General features: G+C 63.5%; 19 protein-coding genes and 4 tRNA genes. 14 read left to right on the top strand and 9 right to left on the bottom strand.

From position 1 onward, the window contains the following. Nucleotides 1-49 precede the first annotated feature (49 nt). Nucleotides 50-1,849 (top strand): cation:proton antiporter, encoded by a 1,800-nt coding sequence (locus DOM32_RS14340; RefSeq protein WP_071231303.1) that lies wholly within the window; start codon nt 50-52, stop codon nt 1,847-1,849. A gap of 154 nt (nt 1,850-2,003) precedes the next feature. Here DOM32_RS14340 and trpC read toward each other — a convergent pair whose 3' ends face one another. The 6 genes from trpC to DOM32_RS14370 all read right to left on the bottom strand — a co-directional run bounded on the left by trpC (nt 2,004) and on the right by DOM32_RS14370 (nt 6,441). Further along, nucleotides 2,004-2,816, bottom strand: coding sequence for an indole-3-glycerol phosphate synthase TrpC (trpC, locus tag DOM32_RS14345; protein WP_071231304.1), 813 nt, complete (start codon nt 2,814-2,816; stop codon nt 2,004-2,006). A 78-nt stretch (nt 2,817-2,894) separates the two neighbouring features. Then, nucleotides 2,895-3,914 carry an anthranilate phosphoribosyltransferase gene (gene trpD / locus DOM32_RS14350; RefSeq protein ID WP_071231305.1) on the bottom strand — a complete coding sequence of 340 codons (1,020 nt, stop codon included), beginning with the start codon at nt 3,912-3,914 and terminating at the stop codon, nt 2,895-2,897. A gap of 21 nt (nt 3,915-3,935) precedes the next feature. Next, a complete protein-coding gene (locus DOM32_RS14355; RefSeq protein WP_071231306.1) occupies nt 3,936-4,523 on the bottom strand; it encodes an anthranilate synthase component II in 588 nt (195 codons plus the stop codon). Between the two features lie 314 nt (nt 4,524-4,837). Continuing rightward, a complete protein-coding gene (locus DOM32_RS14360; RefSeq protein WP_071231307.1) occupies nt 4,838-5,596 on the bottom strand; it encodes a Crp/Fnr family transcriptional regulator in 759 nt (252 codons plus the stop codon). 112 nt (nt 5,597-5,708) lie between these two features. Continuing rightward, nucleotides 5,709-6,068, bottom strand: a complete 360-nt coding sequence (locus DOM32_RS14365; protein WP_110635596.1) for a hypothetical protein — start codon at nt 6,066-6,068, stop codon at nt 5,709-5,711. A 297-nt stretch (nt 6,069-6,365) separates the two neighbouring features. Next, nucleotides 6,366-6,441, bottom strand: a tRNA-Ala gene (locus tag DOM32_RS14370). Nucleotides 6,442-6,828: 387 nt separating this feature from the next. Between DOM32_RS14370 and DOM32_RS14375 the strand changes: the two genes are divergently transcribed. The 7 genes from DOM32_RS14375 (at nt 6,829) to dusA (ending at nt 12,039) form a co-directional block, all read left to right on the top strand. Further along, on the top strand, nt 6,829-7,476 hold the full coding sequence (locus DOM32_RS14375; protein ID WP_110635599.1) for a response regulator: 648 nt from the start codon (nt 6,829-6,831) through the stop codon (nt 7,474-7,476). Between the two features lie 79 nt (nt 7,477-7,555). Further along, on the top strand, nt 7,556-9,397 hold the full coding sequence (gene uvrC, locus DOM32_RS14380; RefSeq protein ID WP_110635602.1) for an excinuclease ABC subunit UvrC: 1,842 nt from the start codon (nt 7,556-7,558) through the stop codon (nt 9,395-9,397). Between the two features lie 61 nt (nt 9,398-9,458). Continuing rightward, nucleotides 9,459-10,007: a CDP-diacylglycerol--glycerol-3-phosphate 3-phosphatidyltransferase gene (gene pgsA, locus DOM32_RS14385; RefSeq protein ID WP_071231310.1), complete on the top strand. Its 549-nt coding sequence runs from the start codon at nt 9,459-9,461 to the stop codon at nt 10,005-10,007. Nucleotides 10,008-10,070: 63 nt separating this feature from the next. Next, nucleotides 10,071-10,145: transfer RNA gene (locus DOM32_RS14390), tRNA-Gly, on the top strand. A gap of 83 nt (nt 10,146-10,228) precedes the next feature. Beyond that, nucleotides 10,229-10,302: transfer RNA gene (locus DOM32_RS14395), tRNA-Cys, on the top strand. A 99-nt stretch (nt 10,303-10,401) separates the two neighbouring features. Continuing rightward, nucleotides 10,402-10,488, top strand: a tRNA-Leu gene (locus DOM32_RS14400). A gap of 525 nt (nt 10,489-11,013) precedes the next feature. Beyond that, a complete protein-coding gene (dusA, locus tag DOM32_RS14405) occupies nt 11,014-12,039 on the top strand; it encodes a tRNA dihydrouridine(20/20a) synthase DusA (protein ID WP_110635605.1) in 1,026 nt (341 codons plus the stop codon). An 86-nt stretch (nt 12,040-12,125) separates the two neighbouring features. Here the strand turns inward: dusA and DOM32_RS14410 are convergent, their stop codons facing one another. Beyond that, nucleotides 12,126-13,148: a succinylglutamate desuccinylase/aspartoacylase family protein gene (locus tag DOM32_RS14410; protein WP_110635608.1), complete on the bottom strand. Its 1,023-nt coding sequence runs from the start codon at nt 13,146-13,148 to the stop codon at nt 12,126-12,128. Between the two features lie 172 nt (nt 13,149-13,320). Continuing rightward, on the bottom strand, nt 13,321-14,085 hold the full coding sequence (locus DOM32_RS14415; RefSeq protein WP_157957083.1) for a CDP-alcohol phosphatidyltransferase family protein: 765 nt from the start codon (nt 14,083-14,085) through the stop codon (nt 13,321-13,323). A 362-nt stretch (nt 14,086-14,447) separates the two neighbouring features. On the opposite strand from DOM32_RS14415, the gene DOM32_RS14420 reads away from it, so the two are divergent. The 5 genes from DOM32_RS14420 to DOM32_RS14440 all read left to right on the top strand — a co-directional run bounded on the left by DOM32_RS14420 (nt 14,448) and on the right by DOM32_RS14440 (nt 18,884). After that, nucleotides 14,448-15,419 (top strand): zinc-dependent alcohol dehydrogenase, encoded by a 972-nt coding sequence (locus DOM32_RS14420; RefSeq protein WP_071231313.1) that lies wholly within the window; start codon nt 14,448-14,450, stop codon nt 15,417-15,419. Between the two features lie 75 nt (nt 15,420-15,494). Next, nucleotides 15,495-15,893, top strand: a complete 399-nt coding sequence (locus DOM32_RS14425) for a 6-pyruvoyl trahydropterin synthase family protein (protein WP_110635614.1) — start codon at nt 15,495-15,497, stop codon at nt 15,891-15,893. Further along, entirely contained in the window at nt 15,890-16,954 is a 1,065-nt protein-coding gene (locus DOM32_RS14430) for a glycosyltransferase family 4 protein (RefSeq protein WP_110635618.1), read from the top strand. The genes DOM32_RS14425 and DOM32_RS14430 overlap by 4 nt, the downstream gene beginning before the upstream one ends. Further along, complete coding sequence (locus tag DOM32_RS14435; protein ID WP_110635621.1) at nt 16,954-17,880, top strand: class I SAM-dependent methyltransferase; 927 nt, start codon at nt 16,954-16,956, stop codon at nt 17,878-17,880. Before DOM32_RS14430 ends, DOM32_RS14435 begins: the two co-directional genes overlap by 1 nt. After that, nucleotides 17,877-18,884: a lysylphosphatidylglycerol synthase transmembrane domain-containing protein gene (locus DOM32_RS14440; protein ID WP_110635624.1), complete on the top strand. Its 1,008-nt coding sequence runs from the start codon at nt 17,877-17,879 to the stop codon at nt 18,882-18,884. The genes DOM32_RS14435 and DOM32_RS14440 overlap by 4 nt, the downstream gene beginning before the upstream one ends. An 8-nt stretch (nt 18,885-18,892) precedes the next feature. Here the strand turns inward: DOM32_RS14440 and DOM32_RS14445 are convergent, their stop codons facing one another. After that, nucleotides 18,893-19,798 carry a RibD family protein gene (locus DOM32_RS14445; protein ID WP_244179938.1) on the bottom strand — a complete coding sequence of 302 codons (906 nt, stop codon included), beginning with the start codon at nt 19,796-19,798 and terminating at the stop codon, nt 18,893-18,895. A 173-nt stretch (nt 19,799-19,971) separates the two neighbouring features. On the opposite strand from DOM32_RS14445, the gene ribA reads away from it, so the two are divergent. Next, complete coding sequence (gene ribA, locus DOM32_RS14450; protein ID WP_110635627.1) at nt 19,972-21,111, top strand: GTP cyclohydrolase II RibA; 1,140 nt, start codon at nt 19,972-19,974, stop codon at nt 21,109-21,111. Nucleotides 21,112-21,132: the final 21 nt, after the last annotated feature.

A 21,132-nucleotide genomic window follows, 5' to 3' on the forward strand; every position in this document is an offset into this window, starting at 1 on the left:
TTTACACAGCTAGTCTGCGCGCCTTTTGCCACCTCCTGGAGAGACTGCCATGGAAAACGCTGCCCTTGCCCTCACCGGCATCGGCCTGCTGGCACTGATCTGCCAATGGCTTGCCTGGCAGCTCCGGGTGCCCGCCATTCTTCCGCTACTGATCGCCGGCATCGCCGCCGGCCCGGTGACCGGCATCCTCGATCCCGACGCGGTGCTGGGCGACCTGCTGTTCCCGCTGGTTTCCCTGGCGGTGGCGGTGATCCTGTTCGAGGGCGCCTTGACGCTGGATTTCCGCGAGCTTCGCGGCCATGGCCGCACGGTCAGCCGGCTGGTGACCTGGGGCGCGCTGATCACGGCGCTGATCGCCATTGCCGCCGCGCATCTGGTACTGGGCCTTTCCTGGGAGATGGCCAGCGTGCTGGGGGCGTTACTGGTGGTGACCGGCCCGACGGTAGTATTGCCGCTGCTGCAGACCCTGCGCGCCCGGGAACACGTCAGCCAGATCCTGCGCTGGGAAGGCATCCTGATCGATCCGATCGGCGCCATCGGCGCGGTACTGGTCTACGAGTTCGTCGCCCTGGGGCTCTCCAACGGTGCGGCAGCGCATACCCTGCTGAGCTTCGCCCAGACCGCGGTGATCGGCTTCGGCCTGGGCACGGCCGGCGGCTATCTATGGGGCAGCGTGCTGCGTCACTACTGGCTGCCCCAGCGGCTGCACAGCTTCGGCACCCTGATGATCATGCTGACGCTGTTCACCGCGTCGAACCTGCTGTTCCACGAGTCCGGCCTGCTGACCGTCACCGTCATGGGGGTATGGATGGCAAACATGCGCGGCGTGCCGACCCAGCCGATCCTGGAGTTCAAGGAGACGCTATCGATCCTGCTGATCTCGGGGCTGTTCATCCTGCTGGCTGCGCGCCTGAGCCTGGCCCAGTTGGGCCTGCTGTCGTGGGAAGCGTGGGCGTTCCTGGTCATTCTGGTGTGGGTCGCGCGGCCGCTGGCGGTGTGGCTGTGCACCTGGGGCAGCTCGCTCAACTGGCGGGAAAAGGCGCTGCTGGCCTGGCTCTCTCCTCGCGGGATCGTCGCGGCGGCCGTGGCCTCGCTGTTCGCGATTCGCCTCGAGGCGCTGGAGGTTCCCGGCGCCGAGCTGCTGGTGCCGGTCACGTTTCTGGTGATCATCAGCACCGTCGTCGTCCAGAGCCTGTTCTCGCGCCCGCTGGCGAGGCTGCTGAAAGTGAACGCCCCAACCGCATCGGGATTCCTGATCATCGGCGCCAACCCCGTCTCGCGGGCATTCGGCAGCGCGCTCCAGGAAGCCGGTTTCGCGGTGCGGTTATGCGACCACAACTGGGACGCCATTCAGGAAGCGCGGATGGCCAACATCCCGACCTACTACGGCAACCCGCTGTCGGAGCACGCCGCCCAGCATTTGGGGCTGACCGGCATCGGCCACCTGTTGCCGCTCTCGCCCTACCGCGAGCTCAACAACCTGGCCGCGCTGCACTTCGAGCACATCCTCGGACACGGCAAGGTCTTCCGGCTGGCGGTGGAGTCCTCCCGCAACGCCCGGCGCCACCACCAACAGGCGCTGGCACACCTGCCGCTGCTGTTCGACGGTCATACCACTTTCACCCGTCTTTCAAGCCTGATCGGCCAGGGCGCCGTGGTTCGTCAGGCCAACATCAGCGACAACTTCGATATCGACGATTATCGTCGCATTCACCACGACCGCCTGCTGACGCTGTTCACGCTCTCGACCAGCGGCCGGATCCGTATCGCCACGGCCGACAAGCCGCTCAACCCGAAGGCGGGAGATACGCTGATCAGCCTGATATTCCCGGATTCGCCCGAGTTCTGAATTCCAGGTTCCGGATTTGGGGCTCTGGATTATGAGCTCCGATTAGGCCACGCAATGACGAACCCCGCTTCCCGAGTCGACGACCGGGAAGCGGGGTTCTTACATTGGCGCTGAGCGTTCGTCAGCCCGGCGTGGACGCGTGACGCGGTCCGGGTTAAAAGAACATCCGGCGAAGCGCGCTCCCGGGTTCTTTCTCGCGCATGAAAGCTTCGCCGACCAGAAAGGCATTGACGTCGAATTCGCGCATGCGCTCGACGTCGTCCCGGCCATGAATGCCGGACTCGGTGACGACCGTCACGCCCTGGGGGATTCGCTTGAGCAGGTCGAAAGTGGTGTCCAGCGAGGTTTCGAACGTGCGCAGGTCGCGGTTGTTGATCCCCACCAGTGGCAGATCGAGCATCAGCGCCCGTTCGAGCTCGAAGATATCGTGCACCTCGACCAGCACGTCCATGCCCAGTGCCGTCGCCTGCTGGTAGAGATCCTTGAGCTGCTCGTCGCTCAGCGCTGCCACGATCAGCAGAATGCAGTCCGCGCCGATGCCTCTGGCTTCCGCCACCTGATAGCCGTCGATGATGAAATCCTTGCGAATCACCGGCAGGTCGCAGACATTCCGGGCGGCGATCAGATAGTCCTCGTGCCCCTGGAAGTAGTCGGCGTCCGTCAGTACCGAGAGACAGCTGGCGCCGGCCGCGGCGTAGTCGGCCGCAATCTCGGCGGGCCGGAAGTCTTCCCGGATGATTCCCTTGGAGGGCGACGCCTTCTTGATCTCGGCGATGACCGCGGGGTCGCCGCCATCGATACAGGCATTGAGCGCCGAGACGAAGCCTCGCGGCGCGCTCTGCGCCTTCGCCCGCTCCAGCCAGGTCTGCTCGCTGTCGACCGCGCGGCGTTCGGCGATCTCCTCGCGCTTGCGTGCCAGGATCTTGGCCAGAATGGTAGGCAGTTCACTATCGGCGGCATCGGTCATCGTGGAGATTCCTGTTGAGCTGGTTCTGATTCAGCGAAGACGCTGGTTCGGCGAAGACGCCAGTTTTGTCGCGGGCGGTCAGTTGGCGAAGACCCGGGTAAAGTCGGAAAGCTCCTTGAGCTTTTCCAGCGGCAGCTTGGAGGCCTGGGCGTCCTGCGCCATCAGCACGCCTTCCTTGAGCGAATCCGCCACATCGGCAGCGAACAGCGCCGCTCCGGCGTTGAGCGCGACGATATCGCCAGCCACACCCTTGCCGACCAGCGCTTCCTTGACCAGCTGGAGACTGTCTTCGGCGGTCACGACCTTCAGCGGATCGAGGGACTGACGCTCGATGCCCAGCTCCTCGGGCGTGATCGTGTATTCACGAATCTCGCCGTCGCGAAGCTCGGCAACCCGCGTCGGCGCCGCCACAGAGATTTCGTCCAGGCCATCCTCGGCGTGAACCACCAGCACGTGCCGGCTGCCCAGCTTGCGCAGCGACTCTGCCACCAGCGGCACGAGATGCGGTGCGTAGACGCCCAGCAGCTGATTGGGCGCCCCCGCCGGATTGGTCAGCGGACCAAGGATGTTGAAGACCGTACGAACGCCCATTTCCCGTCGCGGGCCGATGGCGTGGCGCATCGCCTGGTGGTGGCGCGGCGCGAACATGAAACCGACCCCGACCTGTTCTATACAGCGCGCGATGGTCGCCGCGTCGAGATCGAGATAGATCCCCGCCACATCGAACAGATCCGCGCTACCGGCGGCGGAGGAAACGCCCCGGTTGCCGTGCTTGGCGACATGGCCGCCCGCGGCCGCGACCACGAAGCTCGAAGCCGTGGAAACGTTGAAAAGGTTGGCGCCATCGCCGCCGGTGCCGACGATGTCGACGATGTTGTCGCAGTCGATCGATACCGGCTGCATCAGTTCGCGCATGACCTGCGCTGCCGCCGTGATCTCGTCGGCGGTTTCCCCCTTCATCGCCAGCCCGATCAGAAAACCGCCGATCTGGGCCTCGGTCGCTTCGCCCGTCATGATCGCCTTCATGACGGCGTGGGTGTCCTCGTAACTGAGATCCTGACGGCGCATGACCGCGCCAATGGCATCCCGCATCTGCATGTTGGTTCCTCGCCTGTTCCGTTAGCCGCGCCGTTTCAGGAAGTTCGCCAGCAGCTCGTGGCCTTGGCGAGACAGAATCGATTCGGGGTGAAACTGGACCCCTTCGATATCCAGCGTCTTGTGCTTCAAACCCATGATCAGCCCTGGGGTCGGGTCGTCGTCATCGGCCCAGGCCGTGATCTCGAGGCACTCCGGCAGGGTAGCGGCATCGACCACCAGCGAATGGTAACGGGTGACCTCGAGCGGGTCTTCGAGCCCTTCGAAAACCCCTTCACCGCGGTGACGAATGCGAGATGTCTTGCCGTGCATCACCTGAGGCGCGCGGATCACGTCGCCACCATAGACCTGGCCGATGGCCTGGTGACCGAGACAGACGCCGAGTATCGGGATCCTGCCGGCGAAGTGGCGAATCGCCTCCATCGAGATACCCGCTTCGTTGGGCGTACACGGCCCGGGCGAGACCACCAGGTGGGTCGGTTCGTGGCGCTCCAGCTCGGCAAGGTCCACGTCGTCGTTGCGCACGGTGACGACATCGGCCCCCAGCTCGCCCAGATACTGAACGATATTGAAGGTGAAGCTATCGTAATTGTCGATCATGAGGACTGACATGGGAATAAACTCCTGATATATCGATTAAATCGACTCTTGGCTCGAGATTTACCCGAATGCGATCCAAGTCGATCGCTGCCTCTATGCCGACCTCACGAAGCGAAACGAACACACAAAAATGCCGCCCCGTGGGGCGGCATTCTTTTCAAACGTCAGACAGACGTAGGCGTGCCACCCTTGGATCAAAGGCGCCACCACCCCTGGTTATGCTTGCGTATTCGGTTCGTGATCATGGGAAATATAGTGCCGCGTCGTCACGCAGGGTGTCAACGGCGTTATCGCCTGTCTTCCAAAAGGAATCGGGCCAACGCCGCTCAATTCGAGACGCTCTTGATTTGGTGAAGATAGAGCGGGTCGAAGTCTCCCTCCTCCTTCAGCCGCTCCTCATCCAGAACGGTTATCCTGCCACGCTTGGCTTCGATCAGACCATCCGCGCGCAGCGCCTGAAAGACGCGATTCATGTGGACCGGGGTGATACCTATCGCATCTGCCAATTCGGCCTGCGTAATTGGCAGGCGGAAAGAGTCATTCTCGGCAAACCCTACGGCTTTCAGCCGCATCAATAGCTCGCAAAGAAGGTGCGCCACCCGCGGATAGGCGCCCCGCTGCCCGATATTGAGGATCCAGTCCCGGTATATCGACGCATCGACCAGTGTCTCGCGCCAGAAGGCCGCGGCGAGGCGGGGAGAACGCTCGCAGGCCCGCTTCAAGGCGTCATGCTGGATGAATCCGACCATGCTGGAACTGATCGACGCGAGACTCATGTCCATGACCTTGAGATGCAGGCTCTGCAGATCCGGCATGTCGCCAGGAACATGCACCGCCATGATCTGACGCTTCCCGTCCGAGGTCAGCTTGTAGACGCAGGTAAACCCCTCCAGCAGCAGACAGCTCCGGGAAGCGTGCTCGCCGATGCGGATGATATCCTGCCCGGGATTGAGCGACTCCACTTGCACCGGAAGGTCCTGTAGCACCTGCCTCTCATCGTCGGAAAGCCTGAAGATGCTCTCCAGCTTCCGAATCATCAGGTCGTTGGGAGAAAGACGATTGGAAAAGTGAACGCCTGATACCATGGTTTTGCACCTTTGCTTCCCAAAGAAATGAAGCTGCTGCCTCAGTATCTCTGTTCATATGATTAAAACGCCTGTCTCGTCCATGAAGTGTGGTTCACGCTTCGGGAGCTGGCTACTCGTCGACGCCATTTCCGTCGAGGCGTGTCAACAGTTCGTCGATATCGGGAAAGATGGGTTCGATCGCTAGCTGGCCAGACCTCAAGGGGCCCAGTCGGATACAGAGAAACTGCCAGAAGACCAGCCCGTAGCGGCTCATGTAATGGCCGATTCGGGATTGCAGGGGAACGCCCTCCCCCTTTGCGAGCCGCTGAGCCAGAAAAGGAATGATCACGTCCTGGAGACGTTCGAAAGCCTTCATATCGGTCGAGGCTTCTGCCGTCAGGCCGGGCAAGGCCGGCACCAACGCCTCCCAGCGTTGCCGGGACGAACCTGCTGCCGGTCTGATCGCGACGTCGAATACGAACTCTTGCATACGGCCCCTCGCAATGCGTTTGGCTACCTCAAGGTCAACCGCTGGTTCATCGCGGCGAATCACTGCATTGTGTGAGTCGCTCGACGCGGCAAAGAGATAAGTATCTGCAGATAAGTAGGCTAATTCATTGCCGCAGCCGAATTGCGACAGCCCGCTGCATGGCGTAGCGCAAGCGCTACGGCTGGAGCTCCCAATCGAATGATCCGGCTCGAGGGAATGATGACAAGGACAGGCATTCAGACATGAAAAAGCCGCCAGGCACATGAAGCGCGAAGCGGCTAATTCAATAGGTATTCTTGGTGGAGCCTAGCGGGATCGAACCGCTGACCTCAACACTGCCAGTGTTGCGCTCTCCCAGCTGAGCTAAGGCCCCGAATAGCTGCTGCCCCGAAGGACGCGACGCACTATAAAAGCCTGACAGGCCAAGGTCAACCCCCAATAGGAAAAGCATGGTCAAAACCGCGTCGGGAAGACCGATCGAAGCGATTTCCCGAGCGCAAATCTCGAGGCCGGATGGGAGTATTTGGTCCGATAACATGTCACACTACGTAACAGAGGGAACGGGAGACGACAGCGCCAACGGTGCCGGTTTCACGATTTGCTCATACTCTTTTTCGTAAAGAAGCCAACATCGGCTTTCCGTAAAGAAGCCAACATCGGCGCGTATCGACCCGATAAAGGCCCAGGGCGTTCCATCGCGCCGATTGCTGCACATTTGCCACAGGCAGGTTTCAAGGACAGCAGGAATCCAGGAGTTATCTTGATCAAGGTATTGGTAGCCGACGATCACCATCTGGTGCGCACGAGTATCGCTCGCGTATTGGACAGCGAGCCTGACATCGAGGTCATTGCCGAAGCCGACAGTGGTGAAAGCGCCTTGGAGAGCTGCCGGATTCAGGCGCCGGATATTGCGATGATCGACATTCGCATGCCGGGAATCGGGGGCCTGGAGACCATCCTGAAGCTCCTCAAGACGCAGCCCGGCATTCGAATCATCGCGCTGACGGGGCAGGTCGACGAAGGAACGGCGCAACGCCTGATCAACGCTGGCGTGACGGGATTCATCAGCAAGGGCACCGAGCTGGATCTGATGATCGACGCGGTGCGCCGAATAGCGGACGGCGAGCGCTTCATCAGCGCCGACATTGCCCAGCGCGTCGTGCTGGCTCGTAGCGAAGGCCGTCACAATCCGTTCGATCAGCTCTCGCACCGGGAATTGCAGATCGCGACGATGATCATCCATTGCTACAAGGTGAGTCGCATTTCGGAGCAGCTCGCACTTAGCCCGAAGACCGTGAATACCTACCGCTACCGAATCTTCGACAAGCTGCAGGTGCAGTCCGATGTCGAGCTGACCCATCTCGGTCTGCGCCACGGTTTACTGGACAACCTCGGCCCCCGGACCTGAACCTCGGCCATGCGCGATGAGCCCGGTGGAAATGTTCGATCCTCGCAGTGCCCGCCCGGGTTTTTGATATACTGCGAGGATGAGTGAATCCTCGATCGATACCCCATCGCGCTTCGACGCCAAGCACTTCCTGAAGTCGGTCTCGGAGTCTCCGGGCGTGTACCGCATGCTCGACGAGCAGGCCAACGTGCTCTATGTCGGCAAGGCCAAGCGACTCAAGCCACGACTGGCCAGCTACTTCCGTGGCGCGTTGAACGCCAAGACCCAGGCGCTGGTCGCGCGGATCCAGGACATCCAGGTCACGATTACCCGGAGCGAAACCGAGGCGCTGCTGCTCGAGCAGACCCTGATCAAGGAGTTGCGCCCTCCTTACAACATTCTGCTTCGAGACGACAAGTCGTATCCCTACGTCTTCGTCACCGATCGGCACCCCTACCCCGCGCTCGAGTTCAAGCGCGTTCGGCAGAAGCGACGCGACGGCCGTTACCTGGGCCCCTATCCCAGCTCCACCGCGGTACGCGAGAGCCTTTCGCTGATGCAGAAGATCTTTCGTATCCGCAACTGCGAAGACAGCGTGTTCGCCCATCGTCAGCGCCCCTGCCTGCAGTATCAGATCAAGCGCTGCAGCGCGCCCTGCGTCGACAACATCAGCGAAGCCGACTACCGCCAGGATGTCGAGCACGCCGTGATGTGTCTCGAAGGGCGCAGCGAGCAGGTCACGCAGCAGTTGACCGCCAGCATGGAGCGCGCGAGCGATTCCCTCGATTTCGAGGAAGCTGCCCGGCTGCGGGATCAGATACAGCAGCTGCGACGGCTGCAGGAGAAGCAGTACGTCGACAATACCGATGGCGATGCCGATGTCTTTGCCCTGGCGGAGCAACCGGGCGGGCTGTGCGTCAGCGTGCTGGCCATTCGTCAGGGACGCATGCTGGGCGCGCGGCACTATCAGCCCGACAACGGCCTGGATCTTGGCGCCAGCGAACTGCTCAGCGAGTTCGTCAGCCAGTTCTACCTCGGCCAGTCCAAGGAGATCCCGCTCGAGATCATCGCCTCGCATCCACTGATGGACAGCGAACTCCTCCAGTCGGCGCTGAGCGAGCATGCCGGTCGCCGGGTCCGGGTGACCTCGCAAGTCCGTGGCCATCGTGCCCAGTGGCGTCGGCTGGCGATCACCAACGCCGAGCAGCATCTGGCCACCCAGCTCGCCAACCGCAGCCAGTTGGGCAAGCGCTTCGAATCTCTGCGAGAAGCCTTGGACATGCCGACAGCGCCCGCACGGCTGGAGTGTTTCGATATCAGCCACAGTCATGGCGAGGCGACAGTGGCCTCCTGCGTCGTGTTCGACCAGAACGGCCCGGCCAAGTCCGACTATCGGCGTTTCAATATCGAGGGCGTGGCCGCCGGTGACGATTACGCGGCCATGCGACAGGCCCTGACCCGCCGTTTCAAACGACTGCAGAAAGGCGAAGGCAAACTGCCTGATATCCTGATCGTCGACGGCGGCAAGGGCCAGTTGAACATGGCGCGGGAAGTGCTGGTCGAGCTGGAAGTCGTCGGCGTTGCGCTGATCGGCGTCGCCAAGGGCACGACACGCAAGGCCGGCCTGGAAACGCTGTTCATCGAAACCGTGGACCGCACGCTGAATCTCGACACCAGCTCGCCGGCACTACATCTGATCCAGCATATACGCGACGAAGCCCACCGCTTCGCGATCACCGGCCACCGTCAGCGCCGCGACAAGCAGCGTCGAACGTCTTCGCTGCAGGATATTCCCGGTATCGGGCCGAAACGCCGTCGAGAACTGTTACGCTTCTTCGGCGGTCTGCAGGGCGTGCGCAAGGCAACCAGAGACGATCTTTCGCGCGTTCCCGGGATCAATGAACAGATGGCGGCTACCATTCACCAGGCGCTCCATGGATGAGCGCAAGCAGCAGGCGTAAAATGCCCGATTCCCAACCCCCAGTAAGGACGCTAGCGGCACGATGAACATACCCAACATGCTCACTCTGGCAAGAATCGTGTTCATCCCGCTCATGGTGGTGCTGTTCTATCTCCCCTATGCCTGGAGTCTTCCGCTGACCGCAGCGCTTTTCGGGCTGGCCGCGATCACCGATTGGCTGGATGGCTACCTGGCCAGACGCTGGAATCAGAGCACCCCCTTCGGCGCCTTTCTCGATCCCGTGGCGGACAAGGTCATGGTCGCCGTTGCCCTGGCACTATTGATAGAGCGCTACGAGGCGATCTGGCTGACGCTTCCCGCCCTGGTCATCATCGGTCGCGAGATCGTGATCTCCGCGCTGCGCGAATGGATGGCGGAGATAGGCCAGCGCAAGCGCGTCGCCGTCTCCTGGATCGGCAAGTCCAAGACGACGCTGCAGATGATTTCCCTGCTGCTGCTGCTGGGCTTTCCTCCCGGTTCTCCGATCGCCCATCTCGCCATCGTTCTGCTCTACGCCGCGGCCGGCCTGACACTGTGGTCGATGATCCAGTACCTCAAGGCGGCCTGGCCGGAATTGACTCGCTCGCTGTGACTAAAAATTGCCATAAGCGTTTGACACTTACGAAGTTATCCTTATAATGCGACGGCGTGTTCAGCGGGAATAGCTCAGTGGTAGAGCATCGCCTTGCCAAGGCGAGGGTCGGGAGTTCGAATCTCCTTTCCCGCTCCAACACGATTTTCGATCCTACTGAATTGACGCAGGTTTTACTGGCCAGACCAGTTCGAGCGGCAGTCCTTGGTAAATCGATGAAAGGCTGGATGGCAGAGTGGTTATGCAGCGGACTGCAACTCCGTGTACGCCGGTTCGATTCCGACTCCAGCCTCCACTTCTTCTCAGCATCGAATCTGCGTGATTCGGTCGCTTCCTTGGTCACCGGCGCCTTGCCTTTCAAAAGGTTACCGGATAGTTTGACCGGATGTCGTTGGCCCGGATGGCGAAATTGGTAGACGCAAGGGACTTAAAATCCCTCGACCGTTAGGTCGTGTCGGTTCAAGTCCGACTCCGGGCACCATTTTCCTGATCAATTGGCATTTCCGTTCCCGAATCGATCGTCTTCTCAGGCCGAATACCGGCTGTATGATAATTCTCTTCCGTCTTTCCGGAATGACACGTTCTCCAGGCAATATCGCGGTCCGGCATGACGAGAAGCCGCGGTAAAAAATCGATTCTTGAAGTCAATCAGTGAAATGTCCGATGTTGAATCGGCGGGAAAAAGCGACCCGATCGCACACAAGGATGGTTGCCATGTGCGCCGGGTCGAAGCAGTCGCAGGGAAGCGACACAAAGTGATAGGCGAATTCGGCCAAAGACGCCGAACACATACCCGGCTACTGGCGCTCATGCGCGCATCAGGCCGTTGGACGAATACTCTATCGGCAGACAACCAGGCGACTTTAGCCCGCCCCTTGCATTCGTCTCGAGTCATGCGACCTGCTCGAAAATATGCGACACTCTCGCGCCCTGTGGCCCGCCGAATCAGTCATCCCGCTATTCGGATCCCGCTGCCAAGACATCCTGCCAACTCGATCTCGATGCCATGACCGACCTTCAAACCAATACCACAGCGCCACAGCTCGACCGCACCTTTTCCGTGGCCCCGATGATGGAATGGACGACCCGCGATTACCGCGCGCTGGCGCGATGTCTCACGCGGCGTGCGCTGCTGTATACGGAAATGGTGACCACGGGCGCGATCCTGCACGGCTCGCCGCGAGAGCGTTTTCTGGGTTACAGCGCCGTCGAACATCCGCTGGCGCTGCAATTGGGGGGCAGCGATCCCGGGGAATTGACCGAATGCGCGGCCATCGCCGAGGCGTGGGGCTACGACGAGGTCAACCTGAACGTGGGCTGCCCCAGCGATCGGGTCCAGAACAACCTGATCGGCGCCTGCCTGATGGGTTATCCCGACAAGGTTGCCGATGCCGTGGCGGCGATGCGTGGCGCGGTATCGATCCCGGTCACGGTGAAGTGCCGTATCGGCATCGACGACCAGGACGAGGATGCCGATCTCGAGCGCTTCATCGAGCGGGTGGCAGCCGCCGGCTGCGATACCTTCATCGTGCATGCCCGCAAGGCCTGGCTGCAGGGGCTCTCTCCCAAGGAGAACCGGGACGTGCCGCCGCTGAACTACGAACGGATCTATCGTCTCAAGGCCGCCCATCCCGAGCTGCATATTGGCATCAACGGCGGTATCAAGACACTGGAGGCGTGCCGGGCGCACCTGGAGGCCGGCGTGGACAGCGTGATGGTCGGTCGTGAGGCGTATCAGAATCCCTGGCTGCTGGCCGAGGTCGATAGCCAGCTCTATGGTCAGACGCCGCCGGCATCCAGCCGCCACGACGTGGCGCGCGCCTTCCGTCCCTACGTGATCGAGCGACTCGCCGAGGGCGCCAAGCTCAACCACGTGACCCGACATCTACTGGGACTGTTCCAGGGATGCGCGGGCGGAAGACGCTTCCGTCGTCATCTATCGGAGCATGCCCATCGGGAAGGCGCCGGCATCAGCATCTACGACGATGCCGTTGGCCTGGTGGACGAAAGCCAGCTGGCACAGACGGCCTGACTGCCGCAGGAAAACGGCCCGTAAGCAACGGGCCGTAAGCAATGGGCCAAAGACCGGTGACCGCTCGCCGACTGTTGAATATCAACCTAGAAGCCGGTCGTCTCGTAGCGCGACTGGAAGTCCTCCACCGCGTTCTCGACGTCGTCGATTTCCTGGTAGCGGGCAACGTGAAGCAACGCCTCGCCTTCGTTGACCAGCGGCAGGTTGCTCATCCCGATGACGATACCATCGGCACTCGCGACGATCGGCGCTTCATCGTTGCCGAACGGATCAGCGACCACCCCCAGCACCTGCTGCTTGGCGACCCGCGCGCCCAGCCTCACGCGCGGTCGGAAAATGCCATCGATCGGCGCCCGCGCCCAGCTGGAACCGTTGGCGATCTCGGCCGCCGGCGGCGCCCGTCGCCGGCTATCCGCCGGCAGCATGCCGATCAGCCGCATGACACGCCGAATCCCTCTGACGCCGGGCGCTATCGCCCACTCGTCGAATCTCAGCGCCTCGCCGGCCTCGTAGGTCAGCACCGGCACGCCGCGATTCTGGGCATATTCGCGCAGACTCCCCTCGCGCAGCTCGGCATTCAGGATCACCGGCACCCCGAACGCCTCGGCCATGGCCTGGGTTTCCCGATTCTGGCGCAGTTGGGATCGGATCTGCGGCAGGTTGGTACGGTGAATGGCCCCGGTATGCAGGTCGATGATATGCGTGGCCCGATCGACCATCTCCTCGCGCAACAGCGCCGCGATTCGTGAACCCAACGACCCGTTCTCGCTTCCCGGGAAGCAGCGATTGAGATCGCGCCGATCCGGCAGGTAGCGCGACTGCTGCACGAAGCCGAAGACGTTGACGACCGGAACGGCGATCAATGTTCCCCGCAGTCTCGACAGGTTCGGCAACTTCAACAGTCGGCGGACGATCTCGACACCATTGAGCTCGTCGCCATGAATCGCACTGCAAACCAGCAGCACCGGCCCGGGCTGGCGCCCGTGAACCACTTCGACCGGAATATGCATCGGAGCGTGCGTATAGAGCTTGGCGACCGGTACATCGATCTGGCGACGCGTGCCGGGCTCGATTCGTTCGCCCGCAAGCGTGAAAGCTTCCTGCGCCATGACAACCCTTGGTAATTGAAGATCTTATGATCGTAAAGCCATCGCGCGATCAAGGCGAGTCATGTTACTGCCCGGCTTCCCGCTCGATAGGCGCGGTGCCTCCTCCTCTCCTCGCTCCGAAAGCATTCGAAAGCGGATCATGGATGCGCGAGACACCGGCAACGACGCAGCGTCAGAATTCGGCATCGTCGACCGGGCGGTGCCGCCAGAGCCAGATGATGTCGCGGCCGAAGGAGAGCAGCAGCAGCAGCGCCGCCAGAAGCGCAAAATCGGTGGCCCACGCCGGCTCGACGAAAGGCAGCAGACAGACCATCAACGTCGCCACCTGCCATACGCAAATCGTCTTGCGAAAGTAGCTCTCGGGCAGCGCCCGATTGAGCCAGGGCGAGTACATTCCGGCGATCACGAACGCGTAGCGAGCCAGGCCGATGACCAGCACCCACGGGCCGACCTTCTCCAGCGCGATCAGCGCCGTACACAGCACGACGATGAAGAAGGCATCCAGCTCCATGTCGAAACGGGCACCGAAAGCGCTCGACGAACCGGTGCGGCGCGCCACCCAGCCATCGATACCGTCGAGCGACAGCGCCAGCAAACAGAGCGAAGCGATACCTTCGGCGTGGCGCTGGATGAAATCCGGATAGACCACCACGCCAGCGATGACCGCGATCAACGCGGCGCGCAGCAACGTGATGCGATTGGCCCAACCCAGGCCATGACGGGCGGCGGGCCAGACCCACAGCACGGCCGTCGCGATCGCCAAATAAACGCCACCGGCGGTGAACCGTAGGCCCGACGGGGCGGAAAACGCCCACTGCACCCACTCGACCAGCAACGCCACCAGGGCCAGACCGGCCGCCAACTCCACCCAGCCCCGCACGGACCGAAATCGCCGTGAAGGCGGTGCTACCCGCATGCGTGCCGATGAATGTCGCATCGTCGGTCTCTCCCTGGTTGCCATGATCGCCCTCTCCCACGCCGCCTCATTGTGTCCAAGGCGTTGGTGGTCAGGCATCGTTACGCACCTCGTACAAGTCTGGATGCACTTTGATCGATTTGCGAGAAGCGACTTCCTGGCCGCTTCATTACCGGAAGCGGACGGCACCCTATCCCGCCCAGCATCATTCCGCCAAGCCTTCGATAGAAAGCGGATATCCAACCCGGGTTCGATGACTCTTGCTTGCCGCCCTTTTATTGTACAAGTATTGTACAATGCTAAATCGTCATACTCTGCCATACTGCCATTCAGAGCGACAGCAAGCCGGACATCCAGATCTGTATCAAGGAGCGGATATCTCAATGACGACGCCTTACGCCCATGCTTTCTGGTCGCTCGGCGACGGCACCGGCGAAATTCGCCAGGCCGAGCTGAGTGTCAGCGGCGATCTGATGATAAGGACCTGCTACTCGGCCATCAGCCGTGGCAGCGAAACCCTGGTCTTCAAGGGCCAGGTGCCGGTCAGCGAATACCAGCGAATGCGCGCGCCGTTCCAGAGCGGCGAGTTTCCGGGGCCGGTCAAATACGGCTACTCCAACGTCGGCGTCGTCGAGCAGGGAGCCCACGACTGGCACGGCCGGTACGTCTATTGCCTGCATCCACACCAGACCCACTACCGCGTCGGGGCCGACGATGTCGTTCCGCTGCCGCCGGACGTGCCTCCGCAACGCGCGATCCTCGGCGCCAACATGGAGACGGCGCTCAACGCCCTGTGGGATGCCGCCCCGGGAATCGGCGACCGAATCAGCGTCGTCGGCGCTGGCGTGGTCGGCGCCCTGGTGGCCTGGCTCTGCGCGCGCCTGCCCGGTGCCCACGTCCAGTTGATCGATATCGACGAGCGCAAGCGCTTCCTGGGAGAGGCGCTGAGCGTCGACTTTCATACCCCGGAAACGGCCGCTGCCGAGCAGGACCTGGTCATCCACGCCAGCGCCTCGGATGGCGGCCTGCAGACCGCCCTTTCGCTGGCCGGGTTCGAGGCGACCGTGCTCGAAATGAGCTGGTACGGCAGTCGCGAAGTGAACCTGCCGCTCGGCGAGGCGTTTCACGCGCGCCGCCTGACGCTGCGGTCGAGCCAGGTCGGCAGCGTCTCCCCGGGGCATCGCCCGCGCTGGGATCACAAGCGGCGGCTCTCGCTCGCGCTGTCGCTGCTCAACCACGACTGCCTGGACGTGCTGATCAGCGGCGAAAGCCACTTCCGGGATCTGCCCGAGACATTGAAACGGCTGAGCCAGTCGGATGACGATACGCTCTGTCAGCGCATCCGCTACGGCTGAAGCCGCGTAACCGCCTTGGCACCGGCATCCAAGGACACACGCATCAAAGGACTCATGCCTCAAGGAGCGAAAGGAATGTTCAGCCTGACCGTCCGCGATCACATGATGATCGCTCACAGCTTCCACAGCGAAACCTTCGGCCCGGCACAGAAGCTGCACGGCGCGACGTACGTGGTCGATGTCACCTTCAAGCGCCCCGAGCTGGATCATGACGATCTCGTGGTCGACATCGGCCTCGCCAGCGAGACCCTGAAGCGCGTTCTCGGCGAGTTCACGCTGAACAATCTCGACGAGATCGAGGAGTTCAAGGGCCGCAATACCACCACCGAATTCATGGCCCGGGTAGTTTTCGACCGCCTGTCCCACGCCATTCGAGAAGGCGCCCTGGGCGACGGCGGCCGCCACCTCACCGCCATGACCGTCACGCTCCATGAATCCCACATCGCCTGGGCAAGTTACGAAGGGGGCCTATGAGCGACTTCACGCTTATCGTTGCCGGCGACCCCGGCCAGTTGACCGGCGGCTACGTCTATGACGCCAGAATCGTCGAGGCACTGCGCGCCAGCGGCTGGGAGATCGACATCGTCGGGCTCGACGGGCGCTTCCCGGAGCCGGATGCCGTCGCCTCCCACGCCCTGGACAGCGCCTTGACCGCCCTGCCCGACGGCAGCCAGGCCGTGATCGACGGGCTCGCCATGGGCGGCCTGCCGGCGATCGTCGAGCGTCACGCCTCGCGTCTGGCGATCACGGCACTGGTCCATCACCCGCTCGCCGACGAAACCGGCCTGGGGGCGCCTGAGCAGCAACGTTTTCGCATCAGCGAAACCCGCGCTCTGGCCGCCGTCGGCCACGTGATCGTCACCAGTGTCTACACCGCCCGCCGGCTGGCCGACTTCGCCGTGCCGGCGGAGAAGATCGCCGTCATCGAACCCGGCGTCGAGCTCGGTCAACTGGCGAGCGGCGACGGCAGCGGAACGCCTCGCCTGCTCTGCATTGCCACGATCACCCCGCGCAAGGGCCAGGATCTGCTGGTCGAGGCGCTGTCGGGCCTCACATCGCTGTCGTGGCAGTGCGACCTGATCGGCGCTCTCGATCGAGCCGACGCCTACGTCGAGGAGGTGCGCGAGGCCATCGACGCACACCAGTTGAACGAGCGTATCCGGCTGCTGGGTTCTCAACCCACCGATCGTCTGAGCGAGCATTATCGGCAGGCAGACCTGTTCGTGCTGCCGTCGCACTATGAAGGCTACGGCATGGTGATTACCGAAGCCCTCGCCCATGGTCTTCCCGTCGTTACCACTACGGGCGGCGCCCTCGCCCACACGCTGCCGGACGCAGCCGGTATCAAGGTGCCGCCGGGGGACGTGACCGCACTTCGCGACGCGCTGAAACGCATGCTCGAAGAGCCGCAAACCTATCGGCGCTATCAGGCAGGTGCGCGGAAGATTCGCGACACGCTCGGCGACTGGAACCGCGCCGCCGAGGCCTTCGGTCAGGCGTTGAAACGCACCAGGGCCGCGGAGGCGACGTCCTGATGTCGAAGCCGTCCACGCCCGCCGCCGACGCTCTGTTCAGCGATGCCTTGTTCAGCGACCAGTGGCTGACACTGCGGGAGCCCGCCGACCATCTGGCGCGCGATGCCCAGCTCGCCCACGCCGCCGACCGCTGGCTGACGCAGCGCGCCACGCCGACCCGACCGCTCGAGACGCAACGGACGCTGGTCGATCTGGGATGCGGCAGCGGTTCGAACCCGCGCTATCTGGCGCCACGGCTTCACGGTGCCCAGCACTGGCGTCTGATCGATCACGACGCCGAACTGCTGACCCAGGCCCGACTGCGCTGCGAGCCGCTGGTCAGCGCCGACGGCCAGCCGATTCACCTGGAGACCCGCAATCTGAGCCTCGCCGATGCCTGGAAGCACGGCCTGCAGGGGGCGGACCTGGTCACCGCCTCAGCGCTGTTCGATCTGCTGACAGCCGCCGATATCGAAGCTCTGTCCGATGCCTGCCGGGCCAACGATTGCGCCGTGCTGTTCGCGCTCAGCGTCGATGGTCAGATACGCTTTCACGATTCCAGCGGTACGCCGCTTTACAGTGACGACGACCGTTTCATGCTGGCTGCACTCGCGGCCCATCAGCAGCGCAACAAGGGCGGCGGTCCCGCCATGGGCACCCAGGCGCCGCGCCATCTCCGCGAGAGCTTTCATCGCCGTGGCTACCACATCCGCGAGGCCACGACGCCCTGGCGTCTCGGGCCGGAATCGCTGGCGCTCGCCGAGGCCCTGCTGGCCGGCTGGCGCACCGCCCTCCACGAACAACTGCCGCAGCAGCACAGCCGCGTCGACCGCTGGCATGCCCAACGGCTGGAAGGGTTGATGCGCGAGCAACTGACGGTGACCGTCGGGCATCGGGACCTCTTCGCCGCGCCCATCGCGGACGCCGCCCCGGGAGCGCCAGCGTGAACCGCTGGCTGTCGCCTGCGCTGCGCCTGGCCGCGACGCTGGCGCTGCTGGGGATGCTCGCCTGGCAACTGGATACCGACCAGTTGCTGTCGCGGCTCGCCGACCTGTCGCCGGGCTGGGTTCTGCTGGCCGTGCTGATCGGCGTTCCCCAGGTCGTGCTGTCGGCCTGGCGCTGGCGCATGACGGCTCACCAGATCGGGATCGCGCTGCCGTGGCCGACCGCCATCCGCGAATACTATCTGGCGACTTTTCTCAATCAGGTCTTGCCGGGCGGGGTGATGGGAGACGCGGCGCGCGCCTGGCGGCACGGCAGCACCCGTGAACGACCGAATGCCCGCGCCAGCTCGCCATCCGGGGCAGCGATCCGTGCCGTCATCATCGAGCGCGCCTCCGGACAGCTCGCGCTGCTGCTGGTCGCGGTCGCCGCCATTCTGCTCTCGCCGGCGCTGCGCGGCGGCATCGGCGGATGGTGGGAAGTGCACGGCAACATGGCGCTGTGGCTGCTACTGGCGATCCTGCTCGCATCCGCCGCCATCATCCAACGCCTGCGACATCGGCCCTGGCCGCCGCTGGCAAGCTTCGGCCGGGACGCCAGGCGGGCGCTGCTGGCGCTCTCCGTCTGGCCGGCCCAGTTGGCCGGCTCGCTGCTGATCGTCGCCACCTACATGGCCGTGTTCCTCTGCGCCGCCCAGGCGCTGGGGCTGTCACGATCGGTGTCGGAATGGCTGCCGTTGATCCCGCCGCTGCTGATGGCGATGGCGATTCCGCTGACCGTCGCCGGCTGGGGGTTGCGGGAAGGCGCCGCCGCCGTGATCTGGCCATTGGCCGGCCTGCCGGCACAGGAAGGCGTGGCACTGTCGGTGACCTACGGCCTGCTGATTCTCGCCGCCAGCCTGCCAGGCCTGGCGGTGCTGCTATGGGATCGCCGGCCGAACCGGCAGGCCACGCGGCCGGTTCGAACGCCCGCGCGGGGCGAGTCCGCTCCGGGAGGGCATCCCGGATGAAACCTCGATCACGTCACGCCGCGATCACGCAGATCCAGATCGAACAACATGTCCTGGCCCAGGCAGAAGTGCCGGCAAGCCGGCCGCAGCGCCCCGTCCAGCGTCTCGATTTCCGGCAGCGTCAGCGCCGGGCGGCCGGAGCCGATCAGCATGGGCGCGACCACGCTGTGCATTCGATCGAGGCAGTCAGCTTCGAGAAAGCGCGAGATCGTCAGCCCGCCGCCCTCGATCAGAATCCGGCGATGGCCGTGCTCGGCCAGCAGCGAGATGACCTGCGCGGGATCGATCCCCGCCGGCCCCGGCGTCACCGGCTTGACGCTGACATGATCGGCGCCACCGTGACCGGCAACACCCTCGCCGACGAGATGCCAGGTCGGCGCCGCCGGCTGCCGAAACACACCGCGATCCGCCGGCACCCGGCCTCGCGGATCGAGCACCACGCGCAGCGGGCTGTCGCCCTCGACATGGCGCACGGTCAGTTGCGGGTCGTCGGCATCGACCGTACCGGCACCCACGACCACGGCATCCACCAGCGCCCGCAGCCGGTGAAGATGAACCAGACTCTGCGTGCCGGTGACATAGTGGGAAGCCCCGCTCGCCGTCGCGATTCGACCGTCCAGGCTCTGCCCGATCTGCGCGATGACGCGCGGGCCCCGGGTGATGTCCGCCATGCACCACGGCAGCCAGATCGACAGCAACTGCGCCGCCTCCTCGTCGACCTCGTGGCTACAGCGCCAATCGCCCCGGGCATCGATATCGAGCCGGTAGCGCCCATCGACGACAGCCCCCTCGAAGATACCGTCACGGTTCAGATCCGCCGCACGACGAATCCAATTCCAGGCCTGCGGAGTATGTACAGGAGGTATACGAGCAGAAGCAGTACGAGAAGAAGGAGTACGAGAAGAAAAAGTCATGGTCATTCCTTGGCCAGACGGCACCACAGCGTAGCAAAGATCGCCCCTCGGGCGGAGGCGGTTCGATGATGAACACCCTGGCCGCCAACGACACGCACCTTTGATCACGGATGACGATCACGGCTCTCGATCATGCAGAGGCGGATCATGGATGACAGGATAAGGAGACGAGCATGCGACAGGTAGAACGCGCGATTTTCGATCTGCGACGCGGCCTTCCGGTTCTCGTACGCGCCAGCCATGGCGACGTGATGGTTCACCCGCTCGAGGGCTGCGACGACGAAGCCCTGGCAGCACTGCACGCCTTCAGCGGCAATCAGCCCGCGCTGGCGCTGACCCGGCATCGGCTCTCGCGGTTGGGCATCGACTTCGAGCCCAGGGTCGGGCTAGTGCCGATCGGTCCCGCCGACCGGGCGGAAGAGATCATTGCCTGGGCCAGCGCCGAGGAGCAGCGCTTCTCGCCGGGGAGCCAGCCGCTGAACGCCAACGACGGCAGCGTGGCGGCGCTGGACCTGATGCGCATCGGCCTGCTCATCCCCGCCGCGATCGTCGCCAGCGTCAGCGATGGCAAGCGCGCCCAGGTAGAAGCCCTCGTCGCCGAAGGCACCGTGCTGGCCGTCGCCGCCGAGCAGATCGCTGTCTATTCTGAGACGCGATCGCATTTCCTCAAACGCACCAGCGACGCGGAAATCCCGCTATCCCACGCCGAACGCGCCAGATTCGTGATGTTCCGGGAGGCCGACGGCATGCGCGAGCACATCGCCATCGTCATCGGCGATCCCGATGCGTGGAACGATGCCGTGCCGGTGCGGCTGCACTCCGCCTGTCTGACCGGCGATCTCTTCGGCAGCCTGCGCTGTGACTGCGGCGAACAGCTCCGCGAGAGCGTGCGCACCATCGACGAACGCGGCGGCGGCGTGCTGCTCTATCTCGCCCAGGAAGGACGCGGTATCGGCCTGGCCAACAAGCTGCGCGCCTATACATTGCAGGACGGCGGGCTGGATACGGTGGACGCCGACCAGGTACTCGGATTCGGCGAAGACGAGCGCACCTACGGCGTCGCGCTGGAGATGCTGGAACAGCTCGACATCACCCGCATCGAGCTGTTGACCAACAATCCGGAGAAGATCGCCGCCATGGACCAGGGCGGCGTCGAGGTCGTCAACCGTCGCGGCGTCTACGGCAAGCTGACCAAGCAGAACCGTCGCTACCTGGACGCCAAGGCCAAGCGCGCCGGCCACTGGCTGGAAGAGGTGCTCAACGAGGGCGAAAGCGGGCCGGTGACGCCGCTCAAGCGCCCCATGGCCCGCTGACAGGCGCCTCGGACGAAGACC

Origin of the sequence: Salinicola salarius, from assembly GCF_003206135.1 — a bacterium.
Lineage (GTDB): Bacteria > Pseudomonadota > Gammaproteobacteria > Pseudomonadales > Halomonadaceae > Salinicola > Salinicola salarius.

Coding starts and splice junctions, on each gene's coding strand:
- DOM32_RS14445 (WP_244179938.1), bottom strand. CDS start 19,798: ATGACTTTTTCTTCTCGTACTCCTTCTTCTCGTACTGCTTCTGCTCGT.
- uvrC (WP_110635602.1), top strand. CDS start 7,556: ATGAGTGAATCCTCGATCGATACCCCATCGCGCTTCGACGCCAAGCAC.
- DOM32_RS14355 (WP_071231306.1), bottom strand. CDS start 4,523: ATGTCAGTCCTCATGATCGACAATTACGATAGCTTCACCTTCAATATC.
- DOM32_RS14415 (WP_157957083.1), bottom strand. CDS start 14,085: ATGCGACATTCATCGGCACGCATGCGGGTAGCACCGCCTTCACGGCGA.
- DOM32_RS14360 (WP_071231307.1), bottom strand. CDS start 5,596: ATGGTATCAGGCGTTCACTTTTCCAATCGTCTTTCTCCCAACGACCTG.
- DOM32_RS14425 (WP_110635614.1), top strand. CDS start 15,495: ATGTTCAGCCTGACCGTCCGCGATCACATGATGATCGCTCACAGCTTC.
- DOM32_RS14340 (WP_071231303.1), top strand. CDS start 50: ATGGAAAACGCTGCCCTTGCCCTCACCGGCATCGGCCTGCTGGCACTG.
- DOM32_RS14410 (WP_110635608.1), bottom strand. CDS start 13,148: ATGGCGCAGGAAGCTTTCACGCTTGCGGGCGAACGAATCGAGCCCGGC.
- DOM32_RS14430 (WP_110635618.1), top strand. CDS start 15,890: ATGAGCGACTTCACGCTTATCGTTGCCGGCGACCCCGGCCAGTTGACC.
- DOM32_RS14435 (WP_110635621.1), top strand. CDS start 16,954: ATGTCGAAGCCGTCCACGCCCGCCGCCGACGCTCTGTTCAGCGATGCC.
- trpD (WP_071231305.1), bottom strand. CDS start 3,914: ATGCAGATGCGGGATGCCATTGGCGCGGTCATGCGCCGTCAGGATCTC.
- DOM32_RS14420 (WP_071231313.1), top strand. CDS start 14,448: ATGACGACGCCTTACGCCCATGCTTTCTGGTCGCTCGGCGACGGCACC.
- dusA (WP_110635605.1), top strand. CDS start 11,014: ATGACCGACCTTCAAACCAATACCACAGCGCCACAGCTCGACCGCACC.
- trpC (WP_071231304.1), bottom strand. CDS start 2,816: ATGACCGATGCCGCCGATAGTGAACTGCCTACCATTCTGGCCAAGATC.
- DOM32_RS14365 (WP_110635596.1), bottom strand. CDS start 6,068: ATGCAAGAGTTCGTATTCGACGTCGCGATCAGACCGGCAGCAGGTTCG.
- pgsA (WP_071231310.1), top strand. CDS start 9,459: ATGAACATACCCAACATGCTCACTCTGGCAAGAATCGTGTTCATCCCG.
- ribA (WP_110635627.1), top strand. CDS start 19,972: ATGCGACAGGTAGAACGCGCGATTTTCGATCTGCGACGCGGCCTTCCG.